We start from the raw sequence: 23,525 nt of genomic DNA, 5'->3' as shown, positions 1-23,525 counted from the left end.
TTTGTGTTCTTTATGTATTTGAAAGCACAAAAATAACAATATTTTACTATATTCGTCACAACTCACTACAAATGAATCAAAAACTAAAATCTGAAGCTTTTACAATTTATTTAATTTTAGGCTCCATGTTTATTGCGGCATTGGTTGCTTCTAATTTAATTTTTCAAAAATTCTTTTATTGGAATCCTTTTGGATGGTTTAGGTTTGAACTTTCTGTGGGTATTTTACCTTATCCAATCACTTTTTTAATTACTGATATTATTTCTGAAATATATGGTAAAAAAAAGGCCAATCAAATTGTAATTGCTGGTATTTTTGCTTCTTTGTTTTCTATGAGTATAATACTTATTGCCAATTATACACCTGCTATTGAAAACTCACCAATAAACAATGAAACTTTCACCAAAGTTTTTGGTTTATCACCCATTGCTGTACTAGCATCAATGTTAGCCTACTTATTTGCTCAATTTATTGATATTAGGATTTTTCATTTTTGGAAAAGGAAAACAAAAGGTAAACATTTATGGTTACGCAATAACTTTTCGACTTTTTCTTCTCAATTTATAGATACATTTACGGTAGTTTCTTTATTATGTATTTTTAAAGTTTTACCTTGGAGTTTATTCCCTACTCTTTTAATTAGTGGATTTCTTTTTAAAATTATTATTGCTTTATTAGATACTCCAATTTTATATTTGATTGTTTATTTATTTAAAAAGAGGTTTAAATTAGCTAGTGGCGAAGAAATTAAACTAATAGATTAAACAAAAAATTGGCATACTTTTTGAATTTTATTTCACAAAGGGTAACAATTTTAAATAAAATTGATCTAAAAGTGTAAATGAAACATAAAGTAAATGGTAACAACCATCCCTAAAAAGAAACATTTACTCCTAAATTTAAAAAATGGATGAAAAATAAGTTTATACAAACCGCCATAATTTGTGTAGTATTATTTTTAAGTAATTGCAGATCATCAGATATTGAAATGGATTTACCTTATTGTATTAAGACTAAAATTGTTTCAATACTAGCTAATGAAGTTAACAACCTTGCCACGCAAATATGGAAGTGGAAAGTTGATGATAAAACGTATTATTACATCACAAGTAATTGCTGTGATCAATATAACTATTTGTACAATAGCAATTGCGAAATTGTATGTGCTCCAGATGGTGGTATTTCAGGAAATGGAGATGGAAATTGCCCTTCATTTACTACTGAAATACAAAAAACTTTAGTTTGGGAAGATCCAAGAGATTAGCTATTTAATAGTGATAAAAACTTTATAGCCCTCACTATTTCTAACATTAAAAACCGTACCATCTTCAAAAATTAAATACTGACCTTTGATTCCTTTTAGCTTTCCTGAATACACATGTGATTTTTCTAGATTAAACGATTTGATTTTTTTGGGGAAAGTTAAAACCGGATAGGTTATTTCTGTTATTTTTCCATTATTTTCTAAAAAATAGTTTTTAGCTTCTTCTGGAATAAACGTCTTTAATTTTTCACGTTCCTCTATCAAATCTGCATCAACAATTTCATTTTTTAGCATTTTTTGCCAACTGGTTTTATCAGAAACATAGTCTTTTAAAGCAACTTCGGTTATCCCAGCTAGATACCTGTTTGGAACTTCAACAATTTCTATAGCTTTTGAAGCTCCTTGATCTATCCAACGTGTTGGAACTTGCGTTTTTCGTGTGACACCAACTTTTACATTACTAGACAATGCTAGATACACTACATGTGGCTGTAATTGAACTTTTTTTTCGTATGCTAAATCTCTATCTTCAATTCCTTTATGTGCTGTACTTAATTCGGGCTTCATAATCCAATCACCTACCTGAGCACTTTCATAAAAACATTCATAACAAAAACCTTGTCTAAAAATTTTTTTTTCTTTTCCGCAACATAAACATTGATAGCCTTCAAAACTAATTTCCAGCTCTTTATCTAATAATTGATTTAAATTTAAAAAATTATTTTCTGTATCTAAATAATACTGAACCTCCTCATCTAATTCTGTTATCATTTTTTTTAATACTACTTGATATTGCATAAAAGTTTTTATTAAATTTAACACGCTAAATATACTTAATAAAAGATGCCTTTTCCAATAGTTAATTCAATAATTTCATGGTTTTTAAAAAAACGAAAACATCAAATGGAATTATTTTTAAAATATCCCATCTATGTTCAAGATGAATTATTATTTAAATTACTCCAAAAAGCAAAAGACACTGAGGTTGGATTAAAATACGAGTTTTCAACTATTAATAATTATAATGAATTTGCTCAAAAAGTACCAATTCAACAATATGAAACTATTGAACCTCTAATTGAAAGAGCTAGAAAAGGAGAACAAAATATTTTTTGGCCTACACCTATAAAATGGTTTGCAAAATCTAGTGGTACTACCAACGCAAAAAGCAAATTTATACCTGTTAGCGAGGAAGCTTTAGAAGATTGTCATTTTAAAGCTGGAAAAGACATGCTTTGTTTATTTTTCAACAACAACCCTGAAGCTGAACTTTTTACTGGTAAAGGATTAAGATTGGGTGGTAGCAGCGCTGTATATGAAGATAATAATTCCTACTTTGGAGATTTGTCAGCAATTATTATTGAAAATATGCCTTTTTGGGCAGATTTCAGTAGTGCTCCAAAGCAGGAAACTGCATTAATGGCTGAATGGGAAACTAAAATGAAAGCCATCGTTGATGAAACTATAAATGAAGATATCACCAGCTTAGTCGGTGTCCCTTCTTGGATGTTAGTACTATTAAATAATGTATTAGAGCGTACAGGAAAAACTAATATTTTAGAAGTGTGGCCAAATTTAGAAGTATATTTTCATGGAGGTGTAAACTTTAACCCGTACCGTGAACAATTTAAAAAATTAATTCCTAAAAAGGATTTTAAATATTATGAAACCTACAACGCTTCAGAAGGTTTTTTTGCAATTCAAGATGTAAATAACTCATACGATTTACTTTTAATGTTAGACTATGGCATTTTTTATGAGTTTATTCCTATGGATAAGTTTGATGGAGAAAATTCAATTGCTATTCCACTTTCTAAAGTAAAACTTCATAAAAATTACGCTATGGTAATTACAACCAACGGTGGTTTATGGCGTTATTTAATTGGTGACACCGTTAAATTTACTTCACTAAACCCGTATAGAATTCGAATTACTGGGAGAACTAAACACTTTATCAATGTTTTTGGCGAAGAATTAATTATTGAAAATGTTGAAAGCGCATTAAAACAAGCATGTTTAAAAACAGGTGCCGAAGTGTCAGAATATACGGTTGCTCCAGTTTTTATGAAGGAAAAAGATAGTGGTGGACATGAGTGGTTAATTGAATTTAGAAAACATCCTGAATGTATTAATTATTTTAAAGAACTATTGGACAATGCTTTAAAATCGATCAACTCAGATTATGAGGCTAAACGTTATAATAATATGACACTAGCCATGCCAAAAATAAATATTGCAAGAGAGGGCTTGTTTTATGACTGGTTAAAACAAAAAGGAAAACTTGGTGGGCAACATAAAATTCCACGACTTTCTAATTCTAGAAAACATTTAGAAGAACTTTTAAGCCTAACCTAAATCCGCTAAATCTTACGTTCAATTACATAACTAACCATCGTTAATAAAGAATCTTTGTAAGGAGAATCAGGATAAGAATTCAAAATAGTCAAGGCTCTATTTTGATAATCTTTCATTTTGGAAGTAGTATATTCAATACCTCCTTTTTCTTTCACAAATGTTATAACTTCTTTAACTCTCTTTTTATTTTTATTGTATTTTTTTACAGAGTTTATTAACCATTTACGCTCTGTTTCTGTACAATTATTTAAAGCATAAATAAGTGGTAATGTCATTTTCTGTTCTTTAATATCTATCCCTGTTGGTTTTCCAATTTTAGCATCTGTATAATCAAACAAGTCATCTTTAATTTGAAAAGCAATTCCTATTAACTCTCCGAACAAACGCATTTTTTCAATTTCTTCACTAGAACTTCCAACAGAAGCTGCTCCAATACCACAACAAGCCGCTATTAATGTTGCTGTTTTCTGACGAATAATTTCAAAATATACCTCCTCTGTAATATCTAATCTTCGTGCTTTTTCAATTTGAAGCAGCTCTCCTTCACTCATTTCACGAACTGCAACAGAAATCAGCTTTAATATATCAAAATCTTCATTATCTATAGAAAGTAACAACCCTTTGGACAATAAAAAATCACCAACCAATACCGCTATTTTATTTTTCCACAACGCATTTATAGAGAAAAAACCTCTTCTTCTATTACTATCATCAACAATATCATCGTGAACTAAAGTTGCCGTGTGTATTAGCTCTATAATAGAGGCTCCTCTATAGGTTCTTTCTTCAAATTTACCTCCTGAAACCATTTTTGCAACTAAAAAAACAAACATCGGCCTCATTTGTTTTCCCTTTCTGCGAACTATGTACTGTGTGATTCTATTTAATAACGGAACTTTTGTAGCCATGGACTCTTTGAACTTGCTTTCAAAAAGTTCCATTTCTTTAAGTATCGGCTGTTTGATTATTTCTACTGGTTTCATAAGCTTCACAAAAATAACAGAATATTTTGTATGTATCTAAATTATTTTTTTCGTATTCAGATTTATAGTTAATACATTTGAAGTTTTAAAAAATAATTTAATACATATGAAAAAAATTTTACTTGCAATATTTTTGCTATTGGTATCTTTTATTGATTTAAAAGCTCAAAATTTAGAGTATAAAATAATTACTAGTGTGGAGTCTATCGTTCCAATGGGTTTAGGTAGATCTAGAATTATTTCTTCTGAAGAAGAGCAGAACTACCAAGATTTAACATCTGAAAGAACAACTGAAAACAATAAGCAAAACAAAGCTAAACGTTCAAAAGCTAAAATTGACAATTTTGAAGAAACTAAATTATTAAACTTTTTTAGTGTTTCTGGTATCAACTTTAAAAATATTGCTTCCAACGATGCTATAATTAGTTCTAAAATTAACACTATGGTTAACAATGGTTGGGAATTGGCTTTTGTTGTAAGTGGCGTTGAAAGTGATGGTGGAAAAGGTGATGGACAAGGTATTTATATTACGCGCTATATTTTTAAAAGAATTAAAGAGTAATAAAAAAGGGAAGCTAATGCTTCCCTTTTTTTATGATACATTTATTTTACATTGTGCTGAATATTTATAGACTCCACATGGATTGCTTTAAAAATTTCTTCAATAAATTCTTTACTTAAACCTTTAGACTGACCATCTTCAACCATTTTATTTAAAATATCAGCCCATCGTCCACTTTGTAAAATGGCTACATTTTCATCATGTTTTAGCTTTCCAATAGCCTTTGCAATCCCCATTCTATCACTTAAAATATCAATAATATTGCTATCAATTAAGTCTAATTCTTTACGATGCATGTTCAATTTTCTTTGGAATTCTTCTGCAGTACTATTCTTTTGTCGAATTCTTAAATCTTGAGTAATTTGATTTAATTGTGCAGGTGTAATTTGTTGTTTTGCATCACTCCAAGCATTATCAGGATCAATATGAGTTTCAATCATAAATCCATCATAATTTAAATCTAATGCCGTTTGAGAAACATCTAAAATAGTATCTCTTCTACCACAAATATGAGAAGGGTCTAAAATTAATGGCAAGTCTGGAAATTCTTTTTTCAATTCAATAGCTATATGCCATTTTGGTTTATTTCTGTAATGCATTGTGTTGTATGCTGAAAAACCTCTATGAATAACTCCTAATTGAGAAATTCCAGCAGACTGTAAACGTTCAACACCTCCAAGCCATAGTGGAAGGTCTGGGTTCACAGGGTTTTTAACTAGAACTGGTTTATCAACTCCTTTTAATGAATCAGCTATTTCTTGAACTGCAAAAGGGTTTACCGTGGTTCTAGCTCCAATCCATAAAATATCTATATCATGTTTTAGCGCCTTTTCAACATGGTCAGTATTTCCTACTTCAGTAGTTACCAACATTCCTGTTTCTTCTTTTACCTTTTGAAGCCAAGGCAATCCCTTTTCTCCTACACCTTCAAAACCACCTGGACGAGTTCTAGGTTTCCATATTCCTGCTCTAAATACATTTGTATCAGTATCTTTTAATAAATGAGCTGTTTTTAGTACTTGTTCTTCAGTTTCAGCACTACAAGGCCCAGCTATTACAATTGGATGCGCTAGGTTCATAGCGTCTAACCACCTTCTATTTTCTTTTTTTATTTCCATGATGTTTAATTTCTTAATTAGTTAGGTTGTTTTATTCCGTTTAAAATTGATTTTATATAATTGGTTTCTTTCATTGTTTTATTTAAAGCATCACTATCATTATTGACAATCATTTCTTTAAATTCAATTAAATTTTTTATGTATTCATCTAATGAGCGAATAACATTTTCTTTATTTTCTAAAAATATTGGAGTCCAGGTAGTCGCCGAACTTTTAGCCAAACGCACTGTCGATGCAAAACCTGTACTTGCCATATCAAAAATTGCTTGCTCGTTTTTTTCAATTTCAAGCACTGTTTTACCAAGCATAAATGAACTTACATGTGAAAGATGAGATACATAAGCTATGTGCCTATCATGTTCAATTGGGTTCATCATTTTTATGCGCATATTTAATTTTTTAAATAAACTAATGGCTTTATCTAAAATTTTCCAATCTGTTTTATCTGCTTCACAAATAATATTTACTTTTTCATCAAATAGATTTAAAATTGCTGCTTCAGGGCCAGAGAACTCGGTACCAGCTAAAGGGTGAGCTGCAACAAAATTCATTCGTTTTGGATGATTTTCTATAGACTTGCAAATTTCATTCTTTACAGAACCTACATCAAAAACCAGCGTGTTAGTTGCAATTGTATCTAACACCTTTTTTAGTACATGTGGTATTACATTTACAGGTACCGCAATTATTACTACCGATGCTTGAGAAAGCTCTGAAGGGTTCATTTCAGCGTCAATAATACCCAATTCTAAGGCTTTTTGAATATGATCAGGATTTTGATCTATCCCATAAACTTTAAACCCCATTCGCTGCTTTAAGTCTAATGCTAAAGAACCTCCTATTAAGCCCAAACCTATTATTACTAATTTTTCCATTACAATTTACTTTTAACCGTTGTAACTCTTTCTAAAACTTCTTTAAAAACCTCTTCTGACACACACAAAGATGCTCTTATATACCCTTCTCCATTTGAGCCAAAAACAGTTCCTGGAGTAATAAATACATCTTTTTCATATAATAAGGTATCTGTAAATTGTTCAGCAGATTCTCCCTTAGGTAATTTTGCCCACACAAATAAACCTCCAATGTTTTTATTATAAGAACAATCTAAGGCATCAAATATTTTCCAAACCAAAGCTTGTCTTTTTTTATAAATTTTATTTTGTTTTTCAAACCAATCTTTTGTTAAGTTTAAAGCTTCTACTGCACCTTTTTGGATTCCCAAAAACATTCCTGAATCCATATTGCTTTTCACCTGTAGAATTGTTTTTAAAATTTTTGAATTTCCAACAACCATACCTACACGCCAACCAGCCATATTAAATGATTTACTTAATGAATTTAATTCAACAGCAACCTCTTTCGCTCCTTCAACGGCTAAAAGACTTGTAGGAGAATCATTTAAAATAAAGCTATAGGGGTTATCATTTACAATTAAAATATTATATTTTTTTGCAAAATCTATTAATTTTTTAAAATGCTCTTTTGTAGCTTCTGCTCCCGTTGGCATATGTGGATAATTTATCCACATCATTTTTACTTTAGAAAGATCTTGATTTTCTATTTCTTCTAAATTAGGCAACCAATTTGTAGCCTCCTTTAAGTTGTACAATATAGGTTCTGCTTGAACTAATTTAGTCACAGAAGCATATGTTGGATATCCTGGATTAGGAATTAACACTTGATCTCCTTTGTTTAAAAAAGCCATTGAAATATGCATAATCCCTTCTTTAGAACCCATTAAAGGCAATATTTCATTATTAGGGTTTAAATCAACTTGATAATAATCTTTATAAAATTTACCAATACCCTCTCGTAATTCAGGAATACCTTGATAACTTTGATATTGGTGTACATTGGGTATTTGCATTGCATTATTTACTGCTTCAATTACATTTAAAGGAGGGGCTAAATCTGGACTTCCAATAGCAATATTTATTATTGGTCTCCCCTCATTTTTTAATGCGGCTACTTCTCTAAGCTTTTTAGAAAAATAATACTCTTTTACCTCATTTAATCTATCCGCTTTTTGAATCATTATCTTTTACTTTTAGTGTATTCACCTAATACTTTTAACATTTCAACTTTATCTTTAATTTCATTCATGGCATTGTAATAATCCGCATAACTATTAAAAATAAAATCGGCAAAAAATGCGTACTTCCAAGGTGTTTCAATAACTGGCATAGACTGTATTTTAGATAAATTTAAATGGTGTTTTGCCAAAATAGTTAATATTTGTGCCAAACTACCTGTGTCATCACTTGTAATAAATTTAATAGATGCTTTATTAGCTGAAACCAAATTTTTAGCTTCAGAGTTTGTTAAAATAAAAAACCTGGTCGCATTCTCTTTAATCGTTTGAATTGCTGAGGCTAAAATTGTTAAATCATACGTTTCTGCTGCTAATTCGCTTGCTATGGCTCCTATCCCTTTTAAATTATTATCTCTAATTCGTTTGGCCACTGAAGCCGTATCTTTATCTTCAATTAATTTAATATGAGGGTAGTCTTTAAAAAATTTATGACATTGCAATAAAGCCATTGGGTGTGAATAAACTTCTTTAATATCTTCAATTTTTTGACCGTTTAACACCATTAAATTGTGTTGTATTGGCAAATGAAATTCTCCACAAATATTTAATTGATGTTCATCAATTAAAGCGTAATTGGGTAAAATGGCTCCAGCTATGGTATTTTCTATTGCCATAATTACAACTTCTGCTTTATTAGTATAAAGTAAATTTGGTAATTCACTAAATGATAAACATTCAATTAAATCGATATTTTTACCAAAATAGGCTTCAGCAACTATGTGATGAAACGATCCTTTAATTCCTTGTATTGCTACTTTCATTGTTATTTTTTATCAAAAAAAAAGTCCCGATTTATATCGAGACTTTTTAATTTATTTTTTTAAATAATACATACGAAGTCTCAACCTTTATTGATAAAATAAAAGTAAAAATAGAAACGGTTCCAAGTATTATTTGTTTTCATTGTCATAATTTATTTGGCAAATCTATACATTAATTTTAAAAGAGCAATTTATTTTTAAAAAAAAATACAATTCTTATTATTTTAACAAAAAAATAAAATTTCATTAAACATTTCACAATATAACTTTTAAAAACTAAGAGAAATCTAATTTGATACTTCTTTTAAAGATTAATTATTTGTATATTTTTATAATTAATCATTACTTTAAGTAGCTTTTACTATATTAAATAGATAAATTTTTTCTAAAAAATACTATTTATATTAAAATTTAGTTACTCAAATAAAGTTTTAAATATTTATATTTAAATAGCCAGTAAAAACAAAAGTTCATTTAATTTTACGCTATCATCTATTACCGTTTTATATGCTATCATTATTTAAAAAGAAAACACCTATTATTCATTTATTCCCCAAAGAGTTTGTGGATATCCATTGTCATTTATTATCCAATATTGATGATGGAACAAAGAGTTTAAATGAAGCTATTTCACTTATTAAAAGAATGCACAATTACGGTATTAAGAATTTTATATGTACACCTCATATTATGGGTGGTGTTTGGGAAAATTCAAAGGAGAGTATTTTAACCAAATTAGCAGAATTACAAAATGAATTAAATTTACAAGGGCTTAAAGATATTTCAATTAAAGCCGCTGCTGAATATATGTTAGATGAGAACTTTGACAAACTCTTAAAAACTAAAGATTTATTGACACTTAAAGATCATTTTATTTTAATTGAGTTATCGTATTTTAATCCGCCTCTAAATTTATACGAACAACTATTTAACATTCGAATTGCAGGATATAAGCCTATATTAGCCCACCCTGAAAGATACTCCTATTTCCATCATAATTTTGAAGAATATTCCAAACTTAAAGAAGCTGGGTGTTTATTCCAATTAAATTTATTATCACTATCAAAATACTACGGAGAGTCTATTCAAAAAACAGCTTTTAAACTTTTAAAACAAGGTTTTATAGATTTTGTTGGCACCGATACTCACAATAATAGGCATTTAAATTATTTAGAAAAAATAAATAATGTGAAAGCTGTTAAAATGGTTCGTCCAATTTTAAAAAACAATGTTTTGTTTCAATAATTTTAAAAGAATTAATTGTAGGTTGTTGATTTAAAAATCCAGTTTTTCATACGCAGAGTTGTTGGATTTAAATTCTGGAACAATTTCTTTCATTTTAATCACCGTATTTTTATCATCCAATTGTTCATTTAATTTACATAGTTCATTTATATTGCAAATTATTTCATTTGCATTAAACTTTTTAACTTTGGCTATGAGTATTTTTTTATGGTGTGTAACTGTTGTGGTTTCATCAGTTCTTAAAACTTCTTCATAAATTTTTTCACCAGCCCTTAAACCTGTAATTTTTATATCAATATCATCAGGAAATTTTAAGCCTGATAAATGTATCATATTTAGTGCTAAATCGTAAATTTTAATAGAATTCCCCATATCAAACACAAATATTTCGCCTCCATTTCCCATAACTCCAGCTTCAATAACTAACTGACAAGCCTCAGAAACTGTCATAAAAAACCTTGTGACATCTTTATGGGTTACAGTTATGGGGCCTCCATTTTTTATTTGAGATTTAAACAAATGAATAACGGATCCGTTAGAACCTAATACATTTCCAAAACGAGTGGTTATAAATTTTGTATTCCCTTCTTGTTGCAAACTATTTATGTACATTTCTGCAACTCTTTTGGTTGCCCCCATAATACTAGTTGGATTTACCGCTTTATCGGTTGATACCAAAACAACCTTATTTACTTTATATTTTAATGAAATATCTGCAATAATTTTAGTTCCTAAAACATTGGTGCTAACAGCTTCATAAGGATTTTCTTCCATAAAAGGAACATGTTTGTAGGCTGCTGCATGAAAAACAATTTGAGGTTTAATTTTTTTAAACACTTCCTCCATTCGTTTGCTATTTCTAATATCCGCTACTATAGCTGTAATATTTTTATTTTTTTTATGTATAAAATATTGTTGAAGATTATAAAGACTAGATTCTGCACTATCAATTAACACAAGGTTTTTAAAATTATAATTTGCAATTTGTTTAGCAATTTCACATCCTATAGATCCTGCAGCACCTGTTATAACAATAACTTTTCCATTAAATTCTGTTTTTAAATTTGGGTTGTTCAGTTGAATTGAGGTTCTTCCTAACAAATCTTCAATCTTTAAAGGTGTAATTTGTTGAGTTTTTAATGTATTTGCAATCCAGTTTTTGGTAGTAGGAACAATCTTTATTTTTACTGGTAACTTTGATAATGTATTTACAATTTGAAGTAATTGATTAGGTTTTATTAGTTGACAAGCAATTATAATTTCATCAATTTTTTTTGTAAAAACAAACTCATTATCAACCTCTTTAAAATTAAAAATTCTTAAACCATACAATTCATTATTAACTTTCTTGATATTATTTTCAATAAAACCAATTACATTTAATTTGTAAATAGTTTCTTCTGTTAACACCTTATATGTTATTTTACCCAACTCTCCAGTACCATAAATAAGAACTCTTTTCTCGTATTTTACATCTGAAATTATCAAATAATACAATTCTTTATACAAAAATCTACTTATTATAAAGAACAATTGGCTCAAAATAAAATGAATAAAAACAATTGAAAAAGAAAGATCCGAAAAACTAACAATTGATAATTTTGGACTTACAAACATCAGTCCAATAACAACCAACATGATTAATAAATTGGATTTAGTGATGCGTATCAAATTTTTAAAATCTGATTGTCTAACTATCCCTTTATAAGACCCTACAAATAAAAAACTAATACAAGCAATAATTAAGTACCATATAACATAAAATACCAGCGTAGTAGCTGGCATGTTAAATTTAAAATTGGATGCAATTAAAACAGTTAAAATAAAAGTGATAACAACAATGCTGATATCAAACAACAATACTAAATAACGGAGGGTATTATTATTAATTATTTTTTTTAGCATTCTTAGAACTTTTTAAGCACCTCAATTATTCTACCCAAATCTTTCTCTGTTAAATTTGAACTACTAGGTAAACATAATCCTTTTTCAAATAAATTTTCTGAAACTCCACTAATATAAGCTTTGCAGTTTTTAAAAACAGGTTGTAAATGCATAGGTTTCCACAAAGGTCTAGATTCAATATTTTTAATTTCTAAAGCTTTTCTAATTTTTTCTCTTGTTTGAAAAGATGGTGTTTGAATAGTGGTTAACCATCTATTAGATTTAAACCCTTTTGGCTCTTCCAAAAACTTAAAATCTAAATTTTTCAACTCTTCAAAATACCTATCAAAAATTCTTCTTCTCGTCTTAACCCTATCTTCTAAAACCTCTAGCTGTCCTTTTCCTATTCCAGCTAATACATTGCTCATCCTATAATTATATCCTATTTGAGAATGTTGAAAATGAGGTGCTTGATCTTTAGCTTGTGTTGCTAAATAAATTGCTTTCTCTTTTTCTTTTTCAGAATTCACAATTAATGTCCCCCCGCCAGAAGTTGTTATAATTTTATTACCATTAAAAGAAAAAATACCATACAAGCCAAAAGTTCCACAGTATTTCTCATCTACTTTACTTCCCAAAGCTTCTGCACTGTCTTCAATAATTGGTATGTTATATTTTTTACCAATTATTGAAATTTGTTGTGCTTTGTATGGCATCCCGTATAAATGTACTGCAATAATAGCCTTTGGTTTAACCCCATTTAAAATCCTTTCTTTTATTGCCTCTTCCAATAGCATTGGACACATATTCCAAGTATCTTTTTCACTATCCACAAAAACTGGTTTAGCACCTAAATAAACAATTGGGTTTGCTGAAGCAGAAAATGTAAAACTTTGGCACAAAACCTCATCTCCAACACCAACACCAGCCATAATTAAAGCTAAATGTATTGCTGCTGTTCCAGAATTTAGAGCTACAACATATTTATTTTCTTTAATATAATTTTGAAGCCCTTGTTCAAAATCAGTTATATTTGAGCCTAAAGGGGCTACCCAATTACCATCAAGAGCTTCTTGTACATACGTTTGTTCATTCTGCCCTAAATGAGGAGATGAAAGCCATATTTTTTTTTCTTTATTTGCCAAGTTAGATTCCACAATTAAAACTACAGTTTTTTTATGGTTTATTGTTTTCTAATAAATTAAAAAAATTATAAATGAGGATTTAAGAGTACTTTTATACTCTTGCATATTAATTTTATATCTCCCCAAAAAGATTGGTTGTAGTAATAATTTAAATTTAAATGTACTTTTTCTGGGAATAAAACCTCATCATTATATTTTAAAGGATTTGTTTGTTTAGCTAACAAATCTTCTTCATTTGCATATTTTAAGGCTGCTTCACTTATTAAACCAGGCTTCAACTGTAATATTTTAATATTCTCTCCTTTCAAAGCATCATAATAACCTGGTAAATCTGGTCTTGGCCCTACAAAACTCATATTTCCTATCAAAATATTAATTAATTGTGGTGTTTCATCCAATTTATATTTTCTGAAAAATGCCCCAACTTTTGATATTTTGTTAGTATTTAAATGCAAAGTTCTAAATTTGAAAATTTTAAATTGTTTACCAAATTGTCCCACACGATTTTGAATAAAAATTCCATTTGAATTTGTATCAACACCTGCCATAAGCCATATGATAATTATAAATGGCCACCCTATAGTTAGACTAACAATTGCTAAAACAACATCAAAAATTCGCTTTAAAAACACTTTAAATATGTATATTATTTTAAAACTTTCAGCACTTACATAACACCTCTATCAAAAGGATGTTTTACCAAAGGTTTTAACACAAATGGGTGGTACTCTCCTTTTGCTCCAATTGGAGTGGCATGGCGTACATTATGAACAATCTCAATGGCTTGCCTTGGCGCTTCTATACCATATCCATTTCCTTTTAAAATTTCTTCATAAGAAATGGTGTGCAAATCTGTAAAACCTCCACTAAATTCTAGTTCTTCATCTTCTACAGTAATTGATCTAAATGTTCTTTGTCCTTTGGCTTTAATTTCATCAGGAAGCACATCATAGTTTATAGATAAAAACCAACGAACTCTAGCTTTTTCAAACTCTAAATATCCTGCAGATCGGTCATGAGTATTTACATGTACAACATTTTGTTTTACATCACCAAAAATCCAAGAAAGCATATCAAAAAAATGCACTCCAATGTTCGTAGCTATTCCTCCAGATTTTGAAACATCACCTTTCCAAGAGGTATAATACCAATGCCCACGCGATGTAAGATAGGTTAAATCAATATTATACACTTTATCTTTTGGACCATTATCAATTTTATTTTTTAACGCTATAATACTAGGATGAACTCGTAGCTGTAATATATTGTATATTTTTTTATTGGTTTCTTTTTCAATTTTAGCTAAAGCATCAATGTTCCATGGGTTTAAAACCAATGGTTTTTCACAAATAGCGTCTGCTCCCTGTCTTAAAGCAAAACGAATATGTGCGTCATGTAAATAGTTTGGTGTACAAATACTTACATAATCCAACGTTGTTTGTTGCTCATATATTAATTTGGAAATATGACGATCAAAACGTTCAAATTCAGTAAAAAAGTCTGCATTTGGAAAATAACTATCCATAATTCCAACACTGTCAAATTTATCTAATGCAGCAATTAAGTTATTATCCGTTTGTTTGATAGCTTTCATATGCCTTGGAGCTATATATCCACTAGCGCCTATTAATGCAAAATTTTTCATTTTTTTCATTTAAATTAAAGTTTTCCATTTACTTTACAAGGTAACACTCCTTTTACATCATAAATTACTCCATTTTTGCTAAGGTAGGAATCGAAATTTATTTGTAAAAACTCTTGATGTGCCACTGCCAAAACAATACCGTCGTAAGTTTTTTTAGGTATTTTTTGAACAGTTTTTATTTGATATTCTTGTTGTACTTCATTTGGATTAGCCCAAGGGTCAAACACCGTTACGTTGGTTCCAAAATCTTCCAACTGTTTAACAACATCAACAACTTTTGTATTTCTAACATCAGGACAGTTTTCTTTAAAAGTAATTCCTAAAACTAATATTTGCGCATTTTTAATTTCAATATCATTTTTAACAAACAGTTTAATTACTTCTGAAGCTACATACTGTCCCATACTATCATTCATTCTTCTTCCAGCCAATATAATTTCAGGATGATAACCTACTTCTTGTGCTTTTTGAGCTAGATAATAAGGATCAACACCAATACAATGTCCACCAACTAAACCTGGTTGAAACTTTAAAAAGTTCCACTTTGTTGATGCAGCTTCTAAAACTGCTTGAGTATCTATATTTAATAGGTTAAATATTTTTGCTAATTCATTTACAAAAGCAATATTAATATCTCTTTGAGAGTTTTCAATAACTTTTGCCGCTTCTGCCACCTTAATAGAAGGGGCTAAATGAGTTCCAGCTGAAATTACTGAAGCGTAAAGGTTATTTACCTTTTCACCAATTTTTTTGGTTGAACCTGAAGTTACTTTTAAAATTTTATCGACTGTGTGTTCTTTGTCTCCTGGATTGATACGTTCAGGAGAATATCCAACAAAAAAGTCTTTATTAAAAGTTAACTCTGAAGCCCTCTCTAAAATTGGCACACATACCTCTTCTGTTGCGCCTGGATAAACTGTAGACTCATAAATTACAACATCGCCTTTTTTTAAGACACTACCAACCGTTTCACTAGATTTTATTAATGGAATTAAATTTGGTTTATTATTTTTATCCACAGGTGTTGGAACGGTAACAATATAATAATTACAATTGGTTAAATCACTGATGTTGTTTGTACAATAAAGTCCTTTATTAGTGGAAGAAACATCAACCAAAACTTCACTTAAAGTTTTAGAATTAACCTCTAATGTAACATCTAACCCTTTTTTTAATTCAGTTACTCTTTTTTGATTAATATCATAACCTATTACCGAATATTTTGTAGCAAATAAACGAGCTAATGGTAACCCAACATACCCTAAACCTATAACAGCAATTTTAATAGTTTCTTTCATTTATTACTATTGATTTTTATATTTTTCAATATACCATTTTACTGTTTTTAAAATACCTGTTTCAAAATTTTCATCAGCTTTCCAACCTAATTCATTTTCAATTTTAGAAGCATCAATGGCGTATCTGAAATCGTGGCCAGCTCTATCTTCAACATAGGTAATTTGATCTTTATAGCTTTTATTTGGTAAAGGCACTAATTCATCTAATAATTCGCAAATTTTATGAGCTATATAATTATTGGTTCGCTCATTTTCACCTCCAATGTTGTATACCTCTCCACTTTTTCCTTTATAAAATGCCAATTCAATTCCCTTACAATGATCTAATACATATAACCAATCTCTAATATTTTTTCCATCGCCATAAATTGGGATATCGTTACCTTGTAGCGCTTTTTTTACAACTGTTGGAATTAATTTCTCATTATTTTGTTTAGGCCCGTAATTATTTGAACAATTTGTTATTACAGTATTCATTCCATAAGTATGATGGTAACTTCTAACTATTAAATCGCTACTTGCTTTGGATGCGCTATATGGTGAATTTGGTGCGTATGCTGTTTGTTCAGTAAACAATCCGGTTTCTCCTAAACTACCATAAACCTCGTCGGTAGAAACATGTAAAAAACGACTATTTTCGTATCCTTTTTTAATTACAAACGGTTTTTCCATCCAATATTTATAAGCAACGTCAATTAGGGTAAATGTACCTAATACATTAGTTTTTACAAATATATCAGGATGAGCAATAGAATTATCAACATGTGATTCTGCGGCTAAATGAATTACATTGGTTATTATATGATGCTGAAAAATACGCTCTATTAAACCTCTGTCACAAATATCTCCTTTAATAAATGTAAAATTTTTAGCATTTTTTACCGTATTTAAATTAGCTTCATCACCAGCATAGGTTAACAAATCAAGTACAACAATTCTAAAATCAGGATATTTTTCAACAAAATATTCCACTAAATTTGAACCTATAAATCCTGCTCCTCCTGTAATTAATATTGACTTCATTTTTTAATTGATTAAGTTAATACACTTTTTTAAAGATGTTTCCCAATAAGGGATTTTTATATCAAACGTTTGCTGTATTTTTTCAGTATTCAACAAGCTAAATTTTGGTCTTTTAGCTTTGGTTTTAAATTGTTGAGATGTTGTAGGTTCAATTTTACAAGTACGATTAGAAATTTTAATTATTTCTTTTGCAAATTGATACCAACTACACTTTCCACTGTTTGCATAGTGAAATATTTGTACCCCTTCCGTTTGTAAAAATGGTATTATTTTTAAAATGGCAGAAGCTAAATCTACTGCATATGTTGGAGATCCTATTTGGTCATTCACTACCGAAATACCATCCTTCTCTTCGCATAACTTTAAAATTGTTTTTACAAAGTTTTTTCCATGTGGAGCGTATAACCAAGACGTTCTTATAATTAAGGTATTTGGCGGGTTTATTTTTAAAAGCTCTTTTTCTCCTTCTAATTTACTATGTCCATATTTATTTTGAGGATTGGTTATGGCTATCTCTTTGTACGGAAATTCGGAAGTTCCATCAAAAACATAATCGGTAGAAATATGAATTAATTTTAATTGATGTTTTTTGGTTAGTTGACCAATATTTTGAACTGCTAAGCAATTAATTTTGTAAGCAAGCTCTTCTTCATCTTCCGCTTTATCAACATTTGTATAAGCTGCACAATTAATTATTAAAGTAACCTTATTTTTAACAATATATTTTTCAAGCTCTTCAAAATCTAAAATATTTAGTGTATGCTTATTGGTAAATAAAAACTTGAATTGAGGATACTCCTCTTTCTCTAAATTTACCAAAGACAACCCTAATTGACCTCCCGAACCTGTTACCAGAATAGTTTCCATCAAATTAATAAATTGTTTCAAATACTTTTGCCTCTTTAAATACTGGTTGATTTTTATCTTTATCTGAAATACATAAATTATCGTCAATAACTTGCCAATTGATATTTAAATCAGAATCGTTATATAAAATTCCTGCTTCAGATTTTTTGTGGTAATAATTGTCAACTTTATAACTAAAAATAGCTTCGTTACTTAATACTTTATAGCCATGAGCAAATCCTTTAGGAATAAATAATTGATGCTTATTTTCATCACTCAATTCAACGGCCACATAGTGACCAAATGTTGAAGAGTTTTTTCTAATATCCACTGCTACATCCAATACTTTTCCATAAATAACCCTCACCAATTTAGATTGTGCAAATGGTGGTAACTGATAATGCAACCCTCTTAAAACTCCTTTTACTGATTTAGATTCATTATCTTGACAAAATTTCACCTGATACCCTAAAAAATTTTCAAAAGCTTCTTTTTTAAAACTTTCAAAAAAATAACCTCTTTTATCATAAAAAACAGTAGGTTTACATAAAACTACATCTGGTATGGCTGTTCTACTAAATTCCAATAGTGTATTATTTTGCTACGCGAAGTAAATACTCCCCATATTCGTTATTTTTATATTCTTTAGCTAAAGCTATTAATTGTTCTTTGGTGATAAAGCCATTTTCAAATGCTATTTCTTCAATACAGGCAATTTTTAAGCCTTGCCTTTTTTCTATTGTTTGAATAAAGTTTGAAGCTTCTAATAAAGAATCTTGTGTTCCTGTATCTAGCCAAGCATATCCTCTACCCATTAATTTCATTTTTAAATTGCCTTTTTCCAAATATGTTTGATTTACAGTAGTAATTTCTAATTCACCTCTTTCGCTTGGTTTTATTTCTTTTGCAATTTTAACTACCGAATTAGGATAAAAGTACAACCCTACTACAGCATAATTACTTTTTGGGTTTTTGGGTTTTTCTTCAATACTAACCACATTTTTATTTATGTCAAACTCCGCAACTCCATATCGTTGAGGTTCGTGAACATAATATCCAAAAATAGTAGCATTTTGTTCTTCTGAAACATTTTTTACAGCCTTACTAAGTAGCTTTTCTATACCAGCACCATAAAAAATATTATCTCCTAAAATTAAACAAACATCATCATTCCCAATAAACTCCTCACCTAAAATAAAAGCTTGAGCCAAACCATCAGGTGAAGGCTGTTCTATATAAGAAAATTTTAATCCCAGTGAAGTGCCATTACCCAACAGTTTTTTAAAGTTGGGTAAATCTTGAGGTGTTGAGATGATTAAAATTTCTTTTATTCCAGCCAGCATTAAAACAGATAACGGATAATAAATCATAGGTTTATCATATACTGCCAACAATTGCTTTGATGTTCCTTTGGTAATAGGATACAGCCTTGTTCCTGAGCCACCTGCTAGTATAATTCCTTTCATTTTAAATAGGTTTAAGCTATTATGCGAAAATAACTATTTATATCCTATTTTAATGATTATTCAATCTTAAATTATTTGAATTAAGGTTGACTCTTCAAAATTTAAATGATGATTAGAAAACAACTCTCCAACTTCACTCTAAATAAATAGTTAGTTTTCATTAACAAATAGCGTATTTTTATAAACAAATGGATGATTTTAATCAATAAACGGTATATTTTTTGGATTTTTCAATTTTATTTTGTTATTTTAACATTCGTTAAAAACGAAGCTATTTTTGAATAGAATAAACCAACACCAAACTCTTTTTTATGAAATCTATATATTTAAATGAAAGTTGCTCTTCAAAATCTATTAGCGAGTTTGCCAAAAAAACATACAAAACCTATTTTGAACACTACAAATCAAGGAACCTCACTCCAATGCCATTAGAAGAGTTTATAAAAAATTACCGCAGCTAAATTTCTTAATCAACAAAATTATTTAGCCCTTTTTGAGAGTGAAAATTGTATGAATGAACGCTTTTTTATAAAGCAATAAAAAAAGCATCTCAATTGAGATGCTTTTTTGCGGTCTGGACGGGACTCGAACCCGCGACCCCCTGCGTGACAGGCAGGTATTCTAACCAGCTGAACTACCAGACCGTTGCTCTTAGCGGATGCAAATATAAACAATATATTTTATGAACTAAATTTTAGAATAGAAAATTTTATAAAAAAGTTCAAGTTTATATTTACTTTAGTTTCTGAATTAATAATCTAGCACATGCTTTTCCAACACAAAACATACAAATTCTCCTTCAAAAACAAGGGTTGATCTGCTATAAACTACTGATTTTACAAGTATTTTTTTTTCATTAACTCTGTTAATAATAGCAGCTTCGGCTTTTAACTTATCACCTAATTTTACGGGCTTTAAGAATTTAATTTCTGCTTTTCCTAATACTACTGTTGGTTCATTTATTGAAAGCATTGCGGCATAGTCAGCTAAACCAAATATAAAACTCCCATGGGCAAGTCCAAAATTATCAACAATCATTTCTTTAATAATTGTCAGCTCAACTGTAGCCTTTTCATTTTCAAGAGCTACTACAGCTCCAACAAATTTTTCAGAAGTCTCTAAATGAGTATTTTGCTTAATTTCATTCATTTTTTTTAATTTAAATTAATTATCAATTAAGACTTTTTAGAAGTAGTTAACTTTTATAAATAAAAAAATCCTTGAGTTTTCAAGGATTTTTTTGCGGTCTGGACGGGACTCGAACCCGCGACCCCCTGCGTGACAGGCAGGTATTCTAACCAGCTGAACTACCAGACCGTTGCTCTTAGCGGATGCAAATATAAATGTGTTTTTGATAATAGCAAAGCTTTTTTTTAAAAATATTACAAAAATCTTTTTCTACTAATTAAATACGATATTAATACTTGATGAAATCCTTTATGAATATCTACAGGAACATAATCTATCTTATATTGCATACATTTCAGCTTTAATTCATTAAAATATTTATCCATCTCTTTTTGGTAATTTTCTTTAACTGTTGAAGCATATAAATTAATTTCATCTCCTGTTTCAATATCAATAAATTTTTTAGGTGAATTTTCAAAATCGAAATCATATTCTAACTTCCCATCAAATGTATGAAACAATACAACTTCATGTTTATTATATTTTAAATGACGTAAGGCTTCAAAAAGCTCATTCTCATTTTTAGTAGCTTGAAACATATCAGTAAATAAAAAAATGAGTGAACGTTTATGTATTTTTTCAGAAATTTCGTGAAGCAACGTGTAAGTATCTGTTGCAGCATTCGATTCTTGCACTAATAAATTTTCTAATTTATGTAACAGCATTCTTCGGTGCCTATCACTCCCTTTTGCAGGAGCGTAATAATCGCTTTTATCACTATAAATACTTAACCCAACAGCATCTCTTTGTCGCTTTAATATTTCTAATAATGCTGCTGAAGCTATTGCAGAAAAACCTATTTTAGATAAATTATTTATAGAAATATTATTAATAATTGGATAATGCATAGAAGCTGAATTATCAATAATTATATGGCACCTTAAATTGGTTTCCTCTTCATACCGTTTGACAAATAATTTTTTTGTTTTAGCATATAACTTCCAATCAATATGCTTTGTGCTTTCTCCTTTGTTATAAAGTCTATGTTCGGCAAATTCAACTGAAAATCCGTGAAAAGGACTTTTATGCATCCCTGTTATAAACCCTTCAACTATTTGGTTTGCTAATAGTTCAAGATTGTTAAGTTCTGATATTTGTTGTACTGAATTGGTAGCCATATGTATTAATATTTGTAAATATAGTATATAAAAAGAAAAAGGCTTAACATAATTGTTAAGCCTTAAAAAATATTAGAATCATTATATTTTACAAATGAGCATCAATTTTTTGAGCATATGTTGCTTTTGGAGCTACACCAACTTGTTTTTCAACAACTTCACCCCCTTTAAAAACTAATACGGTTGGGATGTTTCTAACCCCATATTTGGCTGCAAATTCTTGATTTGCATCCACATCAACTTTTGCAATTGTTGCTTTTCCTTCATATTCTGTTGTTAATTGATCCATAATTGGAGCAACCATTCTACAAGGACCGCACCAAGCTGCCCAAAAATCAACCATTACTGGTTTGTCTGATTGTAATACTACTTCGTTAAAAGTTGCATCTGTTACTTCTAATGCCATGTTATATCTTTTTAATTAATATTTCTTTAAATATAGATACAAAAGTAATCAAAAAAATAACCAAAGCAATTCTACTTATATTACTTTTATTTATGACACTATTTACGATTGTAATATTAAAGAATTCCGTTACATTTATTAAAACACTTCTTGAGCAATTGCCTTAATATTATCTGATTTCCCCATAGAATAAAAATGAACTACTGGAACACCTGCTTTAATTAATTCTTTTGATTGATTGATTGCCCATTCAACGCCTAATTGTCTTACTTGCTTATTATCTTTACATTTTTCAATTTCTGAAATTAAAATATCTGGAACATCCAATCTAAAAACTTGAGGTAGAATTTGTAAATGTCTTTTAACTGCTATAGGTTTAATCCCAGGTATTATAGGCACAGATATCCCTATTTCTCTAGCTTTTTTTACAAATTCAAAATATTTATCATTATCAAAAAACATTTGCGTTACTATATAGTCTGCTCCAGCATCTACTTTATCTTTCAATCTTTTTAAATCTGAATCCATACTTGGTGCTTCTAAATGTTTTTCAGGGTATCCAGCAACACCAATACAAAAATCTGCATTATACGGAGTTTCAATAATTTCATGTAAATACTTTCCCTTATTTAAATCACTTATTTGAGAAACTAATTCGGACGCATACTGATGACCGTCTTTAGATGCTTGAAAATATTTTTCGTGTTTCATAGCATCACCACGTAAAGCCATTACATTATCTAAACCTAAATAATGACAATCTACCAATACGTATTCTGTTTCTTCTTTAGTAAAACCTCCACACAATACATGTGGAATAGCATCTACATTGTATTTATATTTTAATGAAGCGCAAATTCCAACTGTACCCGGTCTCATACGAGTAATTTTTTGCTCTAATAATCCACTTTCTTTTGGTATATATACATGCTCTTCTCTAGATGTAGTTACATCAATAAAAGGAGGTTTAAATTCCATTAAAGGATCAATATTATTGTATAAATCTTGAATGTTTTGACCTTTTTGTGGCGGTACAATTTCAAACGAAAATAATGTTTTTCCTTGAGCTTGTTTTATATGTTCTGTTACTTTCATTCCTTTTGTTAAAATTTAAAAGTTAAGG

Annotated in this window: 25 protein-coding genes and 2 tRNA genes; 6 read left to right on the top strand and 21 right to left on the bottom strand. The window is 29.3% G+C overall.

Annotated features, from left to right (window positions below):
- Positions 1–71: 71 nt before the first annotated feature.
- Positions 72–764, top strand: a complete 693-nt coding sequence (locus ACFQZW_RS01415; RefSeq protein ID WP_298263652.1) for a queuosine precursor transporter — start codon at positions 72–74, stop codon at positions 762–764.
- A gap of 146 nt (positions 765–910) precedes the next feature.
- Positions 911–1,264, top strand: coding sequence for a DUF6970 domain-containing protein (locus ACFQZW_RS01410; protein ID WP_386781338.1), 354 nt, complete (start codon positions 911–913; stop codon positions 1,262–1,264).
- Here the strand turns inward: ACFQZW_RS01410 and ACFQZW_RS01405 are convergent, their stop codons facing one another.
- A complete protein-coding gene (locus tag ACFQZW_RS01405; protein WP_298263654.1) occupies positions 1,265–2,062 on the bottom strand; it encodes a DUF2797 domain-containing protein in 798 nt (265 codons plus the stop codon).
- A 45-nt stretch (positions 2,063–2,107) separates the two neighbouring features.
- On the opposite strand from ACFQZW_RS01405, the gene ACFQZW_RS01400 reads away from it, so the two are divergent.
- On the top strand, positions 2,108–3,619 hold the full coding sequence (locus tag ACFQZW_RS01400) for a GH3 auxin-responsive promoter family protein (protein WP_386781337.1): 1,512 nt from the start codon (positions 2,108–2,110) through the stop codon (positions 3,617–3,619).
- A gap of 5 nt (positions 3,620–3,624) precedes the next feature.
- Here the strand turns inward: ACFQZW_RS01400 and ACFQZW_RS01395 are convergent, their stop codons facing one another.
- On the bottom strand, positions 3,625–4,602 hold the full coding sequence (locus ACFQZW_RS01395; RefSeq protein WP_298263658.1) for a polyprenyl synthetase family protein: 978 nt from the start codon (positions 4,600–4,602) through the stop codon (positions 3,625–3,627).
- Between the two features lie 106 nt (positions 4,603–4,708).
- Here ACFQZW_RS01395 and ACFQZW_RS01390 point away from each other — a divergent pair, with 106 nt between their 5' ends.
- Positions 4,709–5,164, top strand: coding sequence for a hypothetical protein (locus tag ACFQZW_RS01390; protein WP_386781336.1), 456 nt, complete (start codon positions 4,709–4,711; stop codon positions 5,162–5,164).
- A gap of 41 nt (positions 5,165–5,205) precedes the next feature.
- On the opposite strand, the gene ACFQZW_RS01385 is transcribed toward ACFQZW_RS01390, so the two are convergent.
- The 4 genes from ACFQZW_RS01385 to ACFQZW_RS01370 are packed head-to-tail and all read right to left on the bottom strand — an operon-like array spanning position 5,206 to position 9,138.
- Positions 5,206–6,282, bottom strand: a complete 1,077-nt coding sequence (locus tag ACFQZW_RS01385; protein ID WP_298263662.1) for a bifunctional 3-deoxy-7-phosphoheptulonate synthase/chorismate mutase type II — start codon at positions 6,280–6,282, stop codon at positions 5,206–5,208.
- Positions 6,283–6,299: 17 nt separating this feature from the next.
- Positions 6,300–7,157: a prephenate dehydrogenase gene (locus tag ACFQZW_RS01380; RefSeq protein WP_298287210.1), complete on the bottom strand. Its 858-nt coding sequence runs from the start codon at positions 7,155–7,157 to the stop codon at positions 6,300–6,302.
- Entirely contained in the window at positions 7,157–8,320 is a 1,164-nt protein-coding gene (locus ACFQZW_RS01375; RefSeq protein WP_386781335.1) for a pyridoxal phosphate-dependent aminotransferase, read from the bottom strand. Before ACFQZW_RS01375 ends, ACFQZW_RS01380 begins: the two co-directional genes overlap by 1 nt.
- Positions 8,320–9,138, bottom strand: a complete 819-nt coding sequence (locus ACFQZW_RS01370; protein ID WP_367181324.1) for a prephenate dehydratase — start codon at positions 9,136–9,138, stop codon at positions 8,320–8,322. Before ACFQZW_RS01370 ends, ACFQZW_RS01375 begins: the two co-directional genes overlap by 1 nt.
- Before the next feature lie 507 nt (positions 9,139–9,645).
- On the opposite strand from ACFQZW_RS01370, the gene ACFQZW_RS01365 reads away from it, so the two are divergent.
- Positions 9,646–10,383 (top strand): tyrosine-protein phosphatase, encoded by a 738-nt coding sequence (locus tag ACFQZW_RS01365; RefSeq protein WP_298263666.1) that lies wholly within the window; start codon positions 9,646–9,648, stop codon positions 10,381–10,383.
- Between the two features lie 30 nt (positions 10,384–10,413).
- Here ACFQZW_RS01365 and ACFQZW_RS01360 read toward each other — a convergent pair whose 3' ends face one another.
- Genes ACFQZW_RS01360 through rfbA form a run of 9 tightly spaced genes read right to left on the bottom strand, consistent with a single transcriptional unit; the run spans position 10,414 to position 19,690 of the window.
- Complete coding sequence (locus ACFQZW_RS01360; RefSeq protein WP_372800956.1) at positions 10,414–12,288, bottom strand: nucleoside-diphosphate sugar epimerase/dehydratase; 1,875 nt, start codon at positions 12,286–12,288, stop codon at positions 10,414–10,416.
- Between the two features lie 2 nt (positions 12,289–12,290).
- Positions 12,291–13,424 (bottom strand): aminotransferase class I/II-fold pyridoxal phosphate-dependent enzyme, encoded by a 1,134-nt coding sequence (locus ACFQZW_RS01355; RefSeq protein WP_386781334.1) that lies wholly within the window; start codon positions 13,422–13,424, stop codon positions 12,291–12,293.
- Positions 13,425–13,477: 53 nt separating this feature from the next.
- Complete coding sequence (locus tag ACFQZW_RS01350; protein WP_298263672.1) at positions 13,478–14,044, bottom strand: sugar transferase; 567 nt, start codon at positions 14,042–14,044, stop codon at positions 13,478–13,480.
- A 35-nt stretch (positions 14,045–14,079) separates the two neighbouring features.
- On the bottom strand, positions 14,080–15,057 hold the full coding sequence (locus ACFQZW_RS01345) for a Gfo/Idh/MocA family protein (RefSeq protein WP_298263674.1): 978 nt from the start codon (positions 15,055–15,057) through the stop codon (positions 14,080–14,082).
- Between the two features lie 14 nt (positions 15,058–15,071).
- Positions 15,072–16,355 carry a nucleotide sugar dehydrogenase gene (locus tag ACFQZW_RS01340; protein ID WP_298263676.1) on the bottom strand — a complete coding sequence of 428 codons (1,284 nt, stop codon included), beginning with the start codon at positions 16,353–16,355 and terminating at the stop codon, positions 15,072–15,074.
- Positions 16,356–16,361: 6 nt separating this feature from the next.
- Complete coding sequence (gene rfbB / locus ACFQZW_RS01335) at positions 16,362–17,378, bottom strand: dTDP-glucose 4,6-dehydratase (RefSeq protein ID WP_298287198.1); 1,017 nt, start codon at positions 17,376–17,378, stop codon at positions 16,362–16,364.
- 3 nt (positions 17,379–17,381) lie between these two features.
- Positions 17,382–18,245, bottom strand: coding sequence for a dTDP-4-dehydrorhamnose reductase (gene rfbD / locus ACFQZW_RS01330; RefSeq protein WP_298263680.1), 864 nt, complete (start codon positions 18,243–18,245; stop codon positions 17,382–17,384).
- A gap of 4 nt (positions 18,246–18,249) precedes the next feature.
- Complete coding sequence (rfbC, locus tag ACFQZW_RS01325; RefSeq protein ID WP_298263682.1) at positions 18,250–18,810, bottom strand: dTDP-4-dehydrorhamnose 3,5-epimerase; 561 nt, start codon at positions 18,808–18,810, stop codon at positions 18,250–18,252.
- Between the two features lie 7 nt (positions 18,811–18,817).
- Complete coding sequence (gene rfbA / locus ACFQZW_RS01320) at positions 18,818–19,690, bottom strand: glucose-1-phosphate thymidylyltransferase RfbA (RefSeq protein WP_386781333.1); 873 nt, start codon at positions 19,688–19,690, stop codon at positions 18,818–18,820.
- A gap of 311 nt (positions 19,691–20,001) precedes the next feature.
- Between rfbA and ACFQZW_RS01315 the strand changes: the two genes are divergently transcribed.
- Positions 20,002–20,151, top strand: coding sequence for a hypothetical protein (locus ACFQZW_RS01315; protein ID WP_386781332.1), 150 nt, complete (start codon positions 20,002–20,004; stop codon positions 20,149–20,151).
- Between the two features lie 109 nt (positions 20,152–20,260).
- Here the strand turns inward: ACFQZW_RS01315 and ACFQZW_RS01310 are convergent.
- From ACFQZW_RS01310 to metF, 6 genes are all read right to left on the bottom strand, one after another.
- Positions 20,261–20,334 (bottom strand) — tRNA-Asp (locus tag ACFQZW_RS01310).
- Positions 20,335–20,440: 106 nt separating this feature from the next.
- Positions 20,441–20,839 carry a hotdog domain-containing protein gene (locus ACFQZW_RS01305; protein WP_298263685.1) on the bottom strand — a complete coding sequence of 133 codons (399 nt, stop codon included), beginning with the start codon at positions 20,837–20,839 and terminating at the stop codon, positions 20,441–20,443.
- Positions 20,840–20,933: 94 nt separating this feature from the next.
- A tRNA-Asp gene (locus ACFQZW_RS01300) sits at positions 20,934–21,007 on the bottom strand.
- A 65-nt stretch (positions 21,008–21,072) separates the two neighbouring features.
- A complete protein-coding gene (locus ACFQZW_RS01295; RefSeq protein WP_386781331.1) occupies positions 21,073–21,996 on the bottom strand; it encodes a DUF58 domain-containing protein in 924 nt (307 codons plus the stop codon).
- 88 nt (positions 21,997–22,084) lie between these two features.
- Positions 22,085–22,402, bottom strand: coding sequence for a thioredoxin (trxA, locus tag ACFQZW_RS01290; protein WP_298263688.1), 318 nt, complete (start codon positions 22,400–22,402; stop codon positions 22,085–22,087).
- Between the two features lie 138 nt (positions 22,403–22,540).
- Positions 22,541–23,497 (bottom strand): methylenetetrahydrofolate reductase [NAD(P)H], encoded by a 957-nt coding sequence (metF, locus tag ACFQZW_RS01285; RefSeq protein ID WP_298263689.1) that lies wholly within the window; start codon positions 23,495–23,497, stop codon positions 22,541–22,543.
- Positions 23,498–23,525: the final 28 nt, after the last annotated feature.

This window comes from Lutibacter aestuarii (genome assembly GCF_042676885.1).
In the GTDB taxonomy this organism is placed as follows: Bacteria; Bacteroidota; Bacteroidia; order Flavobacteriales; family Flavobacteriaceae; genus Lutibacter; species Lutibacter aestuarii.
The sequence above is the reverse complement of the archived record's forward strand: the minus strand, read 5'-3'. Positions and strand labels throughout refer to the sequence as shown.

Excerpts from the sequence above, each read along its gene's own strand:
- ACFQZW_RS01415 (WP_298263652.1), top strand. The coding sequence starts at position 72 with ATGAATCAAAAACTAAAATCTGAAGCTTTTACAATTTATTTAATTTTA.
- ACFQZW_RS01410 (WP_386781338.1), top strand. The coding sequence starts at position 911 with ATGAAAAATAAGTTTATACAAACCGCCATAATTTGTGTAGTATTATTT.
- ACFQZW_RS01405 (WP_298263654.1), bottom strand. The coding sequence starts at position 2,062 with ATGCAATATCAAGTAGTATTAAAAAAAATGATAACAGAATTAGATGAG.
- ACFQZW_RS01400 (WP_386781337.1), top strand. The coding sequence starts at position 2,108 with ATGCCTTTTCCAATAGTTAATTCAATAATTTCATGGTTTTTAAAAAAA.
- ACFQZW_RS01395 (WP_298263658.1), bottom strand. The coding sequence starts at position 4,602 with ATGAAACCAGTAGAAATAATCAAACAGCCGATACTTAAAGAAATGGAA.
- ACFQZW_RS01390 (WP_386781336.1), top strand. The coding sequence starts at position 4,709 with ATGAAAAAAATTTTACTTGCAATATTTTTGCTATTGGTATCTTTTATT.
- ACFQZW_RS01385 (WP_298263662.1), bottom strand. The coding sequence starts at position 6,282 with ATGGAAATAAAAAAAGAAAATAGAAGGTGGTTAGACGCTATGAACCTA.
- ACFQZW_RS01380 (WP_298287210.1), bottom strand. The coding sequence starts at position 7,157 with ATGGAAAAATTAGTAATAATAGGTTTGGGCTTAATAGGAGGTTCTTTA.
- ACFQZW_RS01375 (WP_386781335.1), bottom strand. The coding sequence starts at position 8,320 with ATGATTCAAAAAGCGGATAGATTAAATGAGGTAAAAGAGTATTATTTT.
- ACFQZW_RS01370 (WP_367181324.1), bottom strand. The coding sequence starts at position 9,138 with ATGAAAGTAGCAATACAAGGAATTAAAGGATCGTTTCATCACATAGTT.
- ACFQZW_RS01365 (WP_298263666.1), top strand. The coding sequence starts at position 9,646 with ATGCTATCATTATTTAAAAAGAAAACACCTATTATTCATTTATTCCCC.
- ACFQZW_RS01360 (WP_372800956.1), bottom strand. The coding sequence starts at position 12,288 with ATGCTAAAAAAAATAATTAATAATAATACCCTCCGTTATTTAGTATTG.
- ACFQZW_RS01345 (WP_298263674.1), bottom strand. The coding sequence starts at position 15,057 with ATGAAAAATTTTGCATTAATAGGCGCTAGTGGATATATAGCTCCAAGG.
- ACFQZW_RS01340 (WP_298263676.1), bottom strand. The coding sequence starts at position 16,355 with ATGAAAGAAACTATTAAAATTGCTGTTATAGGTTTAGGGTATGTTGGG.
- rfbB (WP_298287198.1), bottom strand. The coding sequence starts at position 17,378 with ATGAAGTCAATATTAATTACAGGAGGAGCAGGATTTATAGGTTCAAAT.
- rfbD (WP_298263680.1), bottom strand. The coding sequence starts at position 18,245 with ATGGAAACTATTCTGGTAACAGGTTCGGGAGGTCAATTAGGGTTGTCT.
- rfbA (WP_386781333.1), bottom strand. The coding sequence starts at position 19,690 with ATGAAAGGAATTATACTAGCAGGTGGCTCAGGAACAAGGCTGTATCCT.
- ACFQZW_RS01315 (WP_386781332.1), top strand. The coding sequence starts at position 20,002 with ATGAAATCTATATATTTAAATGAAAGTTGCTCTTCAAAATCTATTAGC.
- ACFQZW_RS01305 (WP_298263685.1), bottom strand. The coding sequence starts at position 20,839 with ATGAATGAAATTAAGCAAAATACTCATTTAGAGACTTCTGAAAAATTT.
- ACFQZW_RS01295 (WP_386781331.1), bottom strand. The coding sequence starts at position 21,996 with ATGGCTACCAATTCAGTACAACAAATATCAGAACTTAACAATCTTGAA.
- trxA (WP_298263688.1), bottom strand. The coding sequence starts at position 22,402 with ATGGCATTAGAAGTAACAGATGCAACTTTTAACGAAGTAGTATTACAA.
- metF (WP_298263689.1), bottom strand. The coding sequence starts at position 23,497 with ATGAAAGTAACAGAACATATAAAACAAGCTCAAGGAAAAACATTATTT.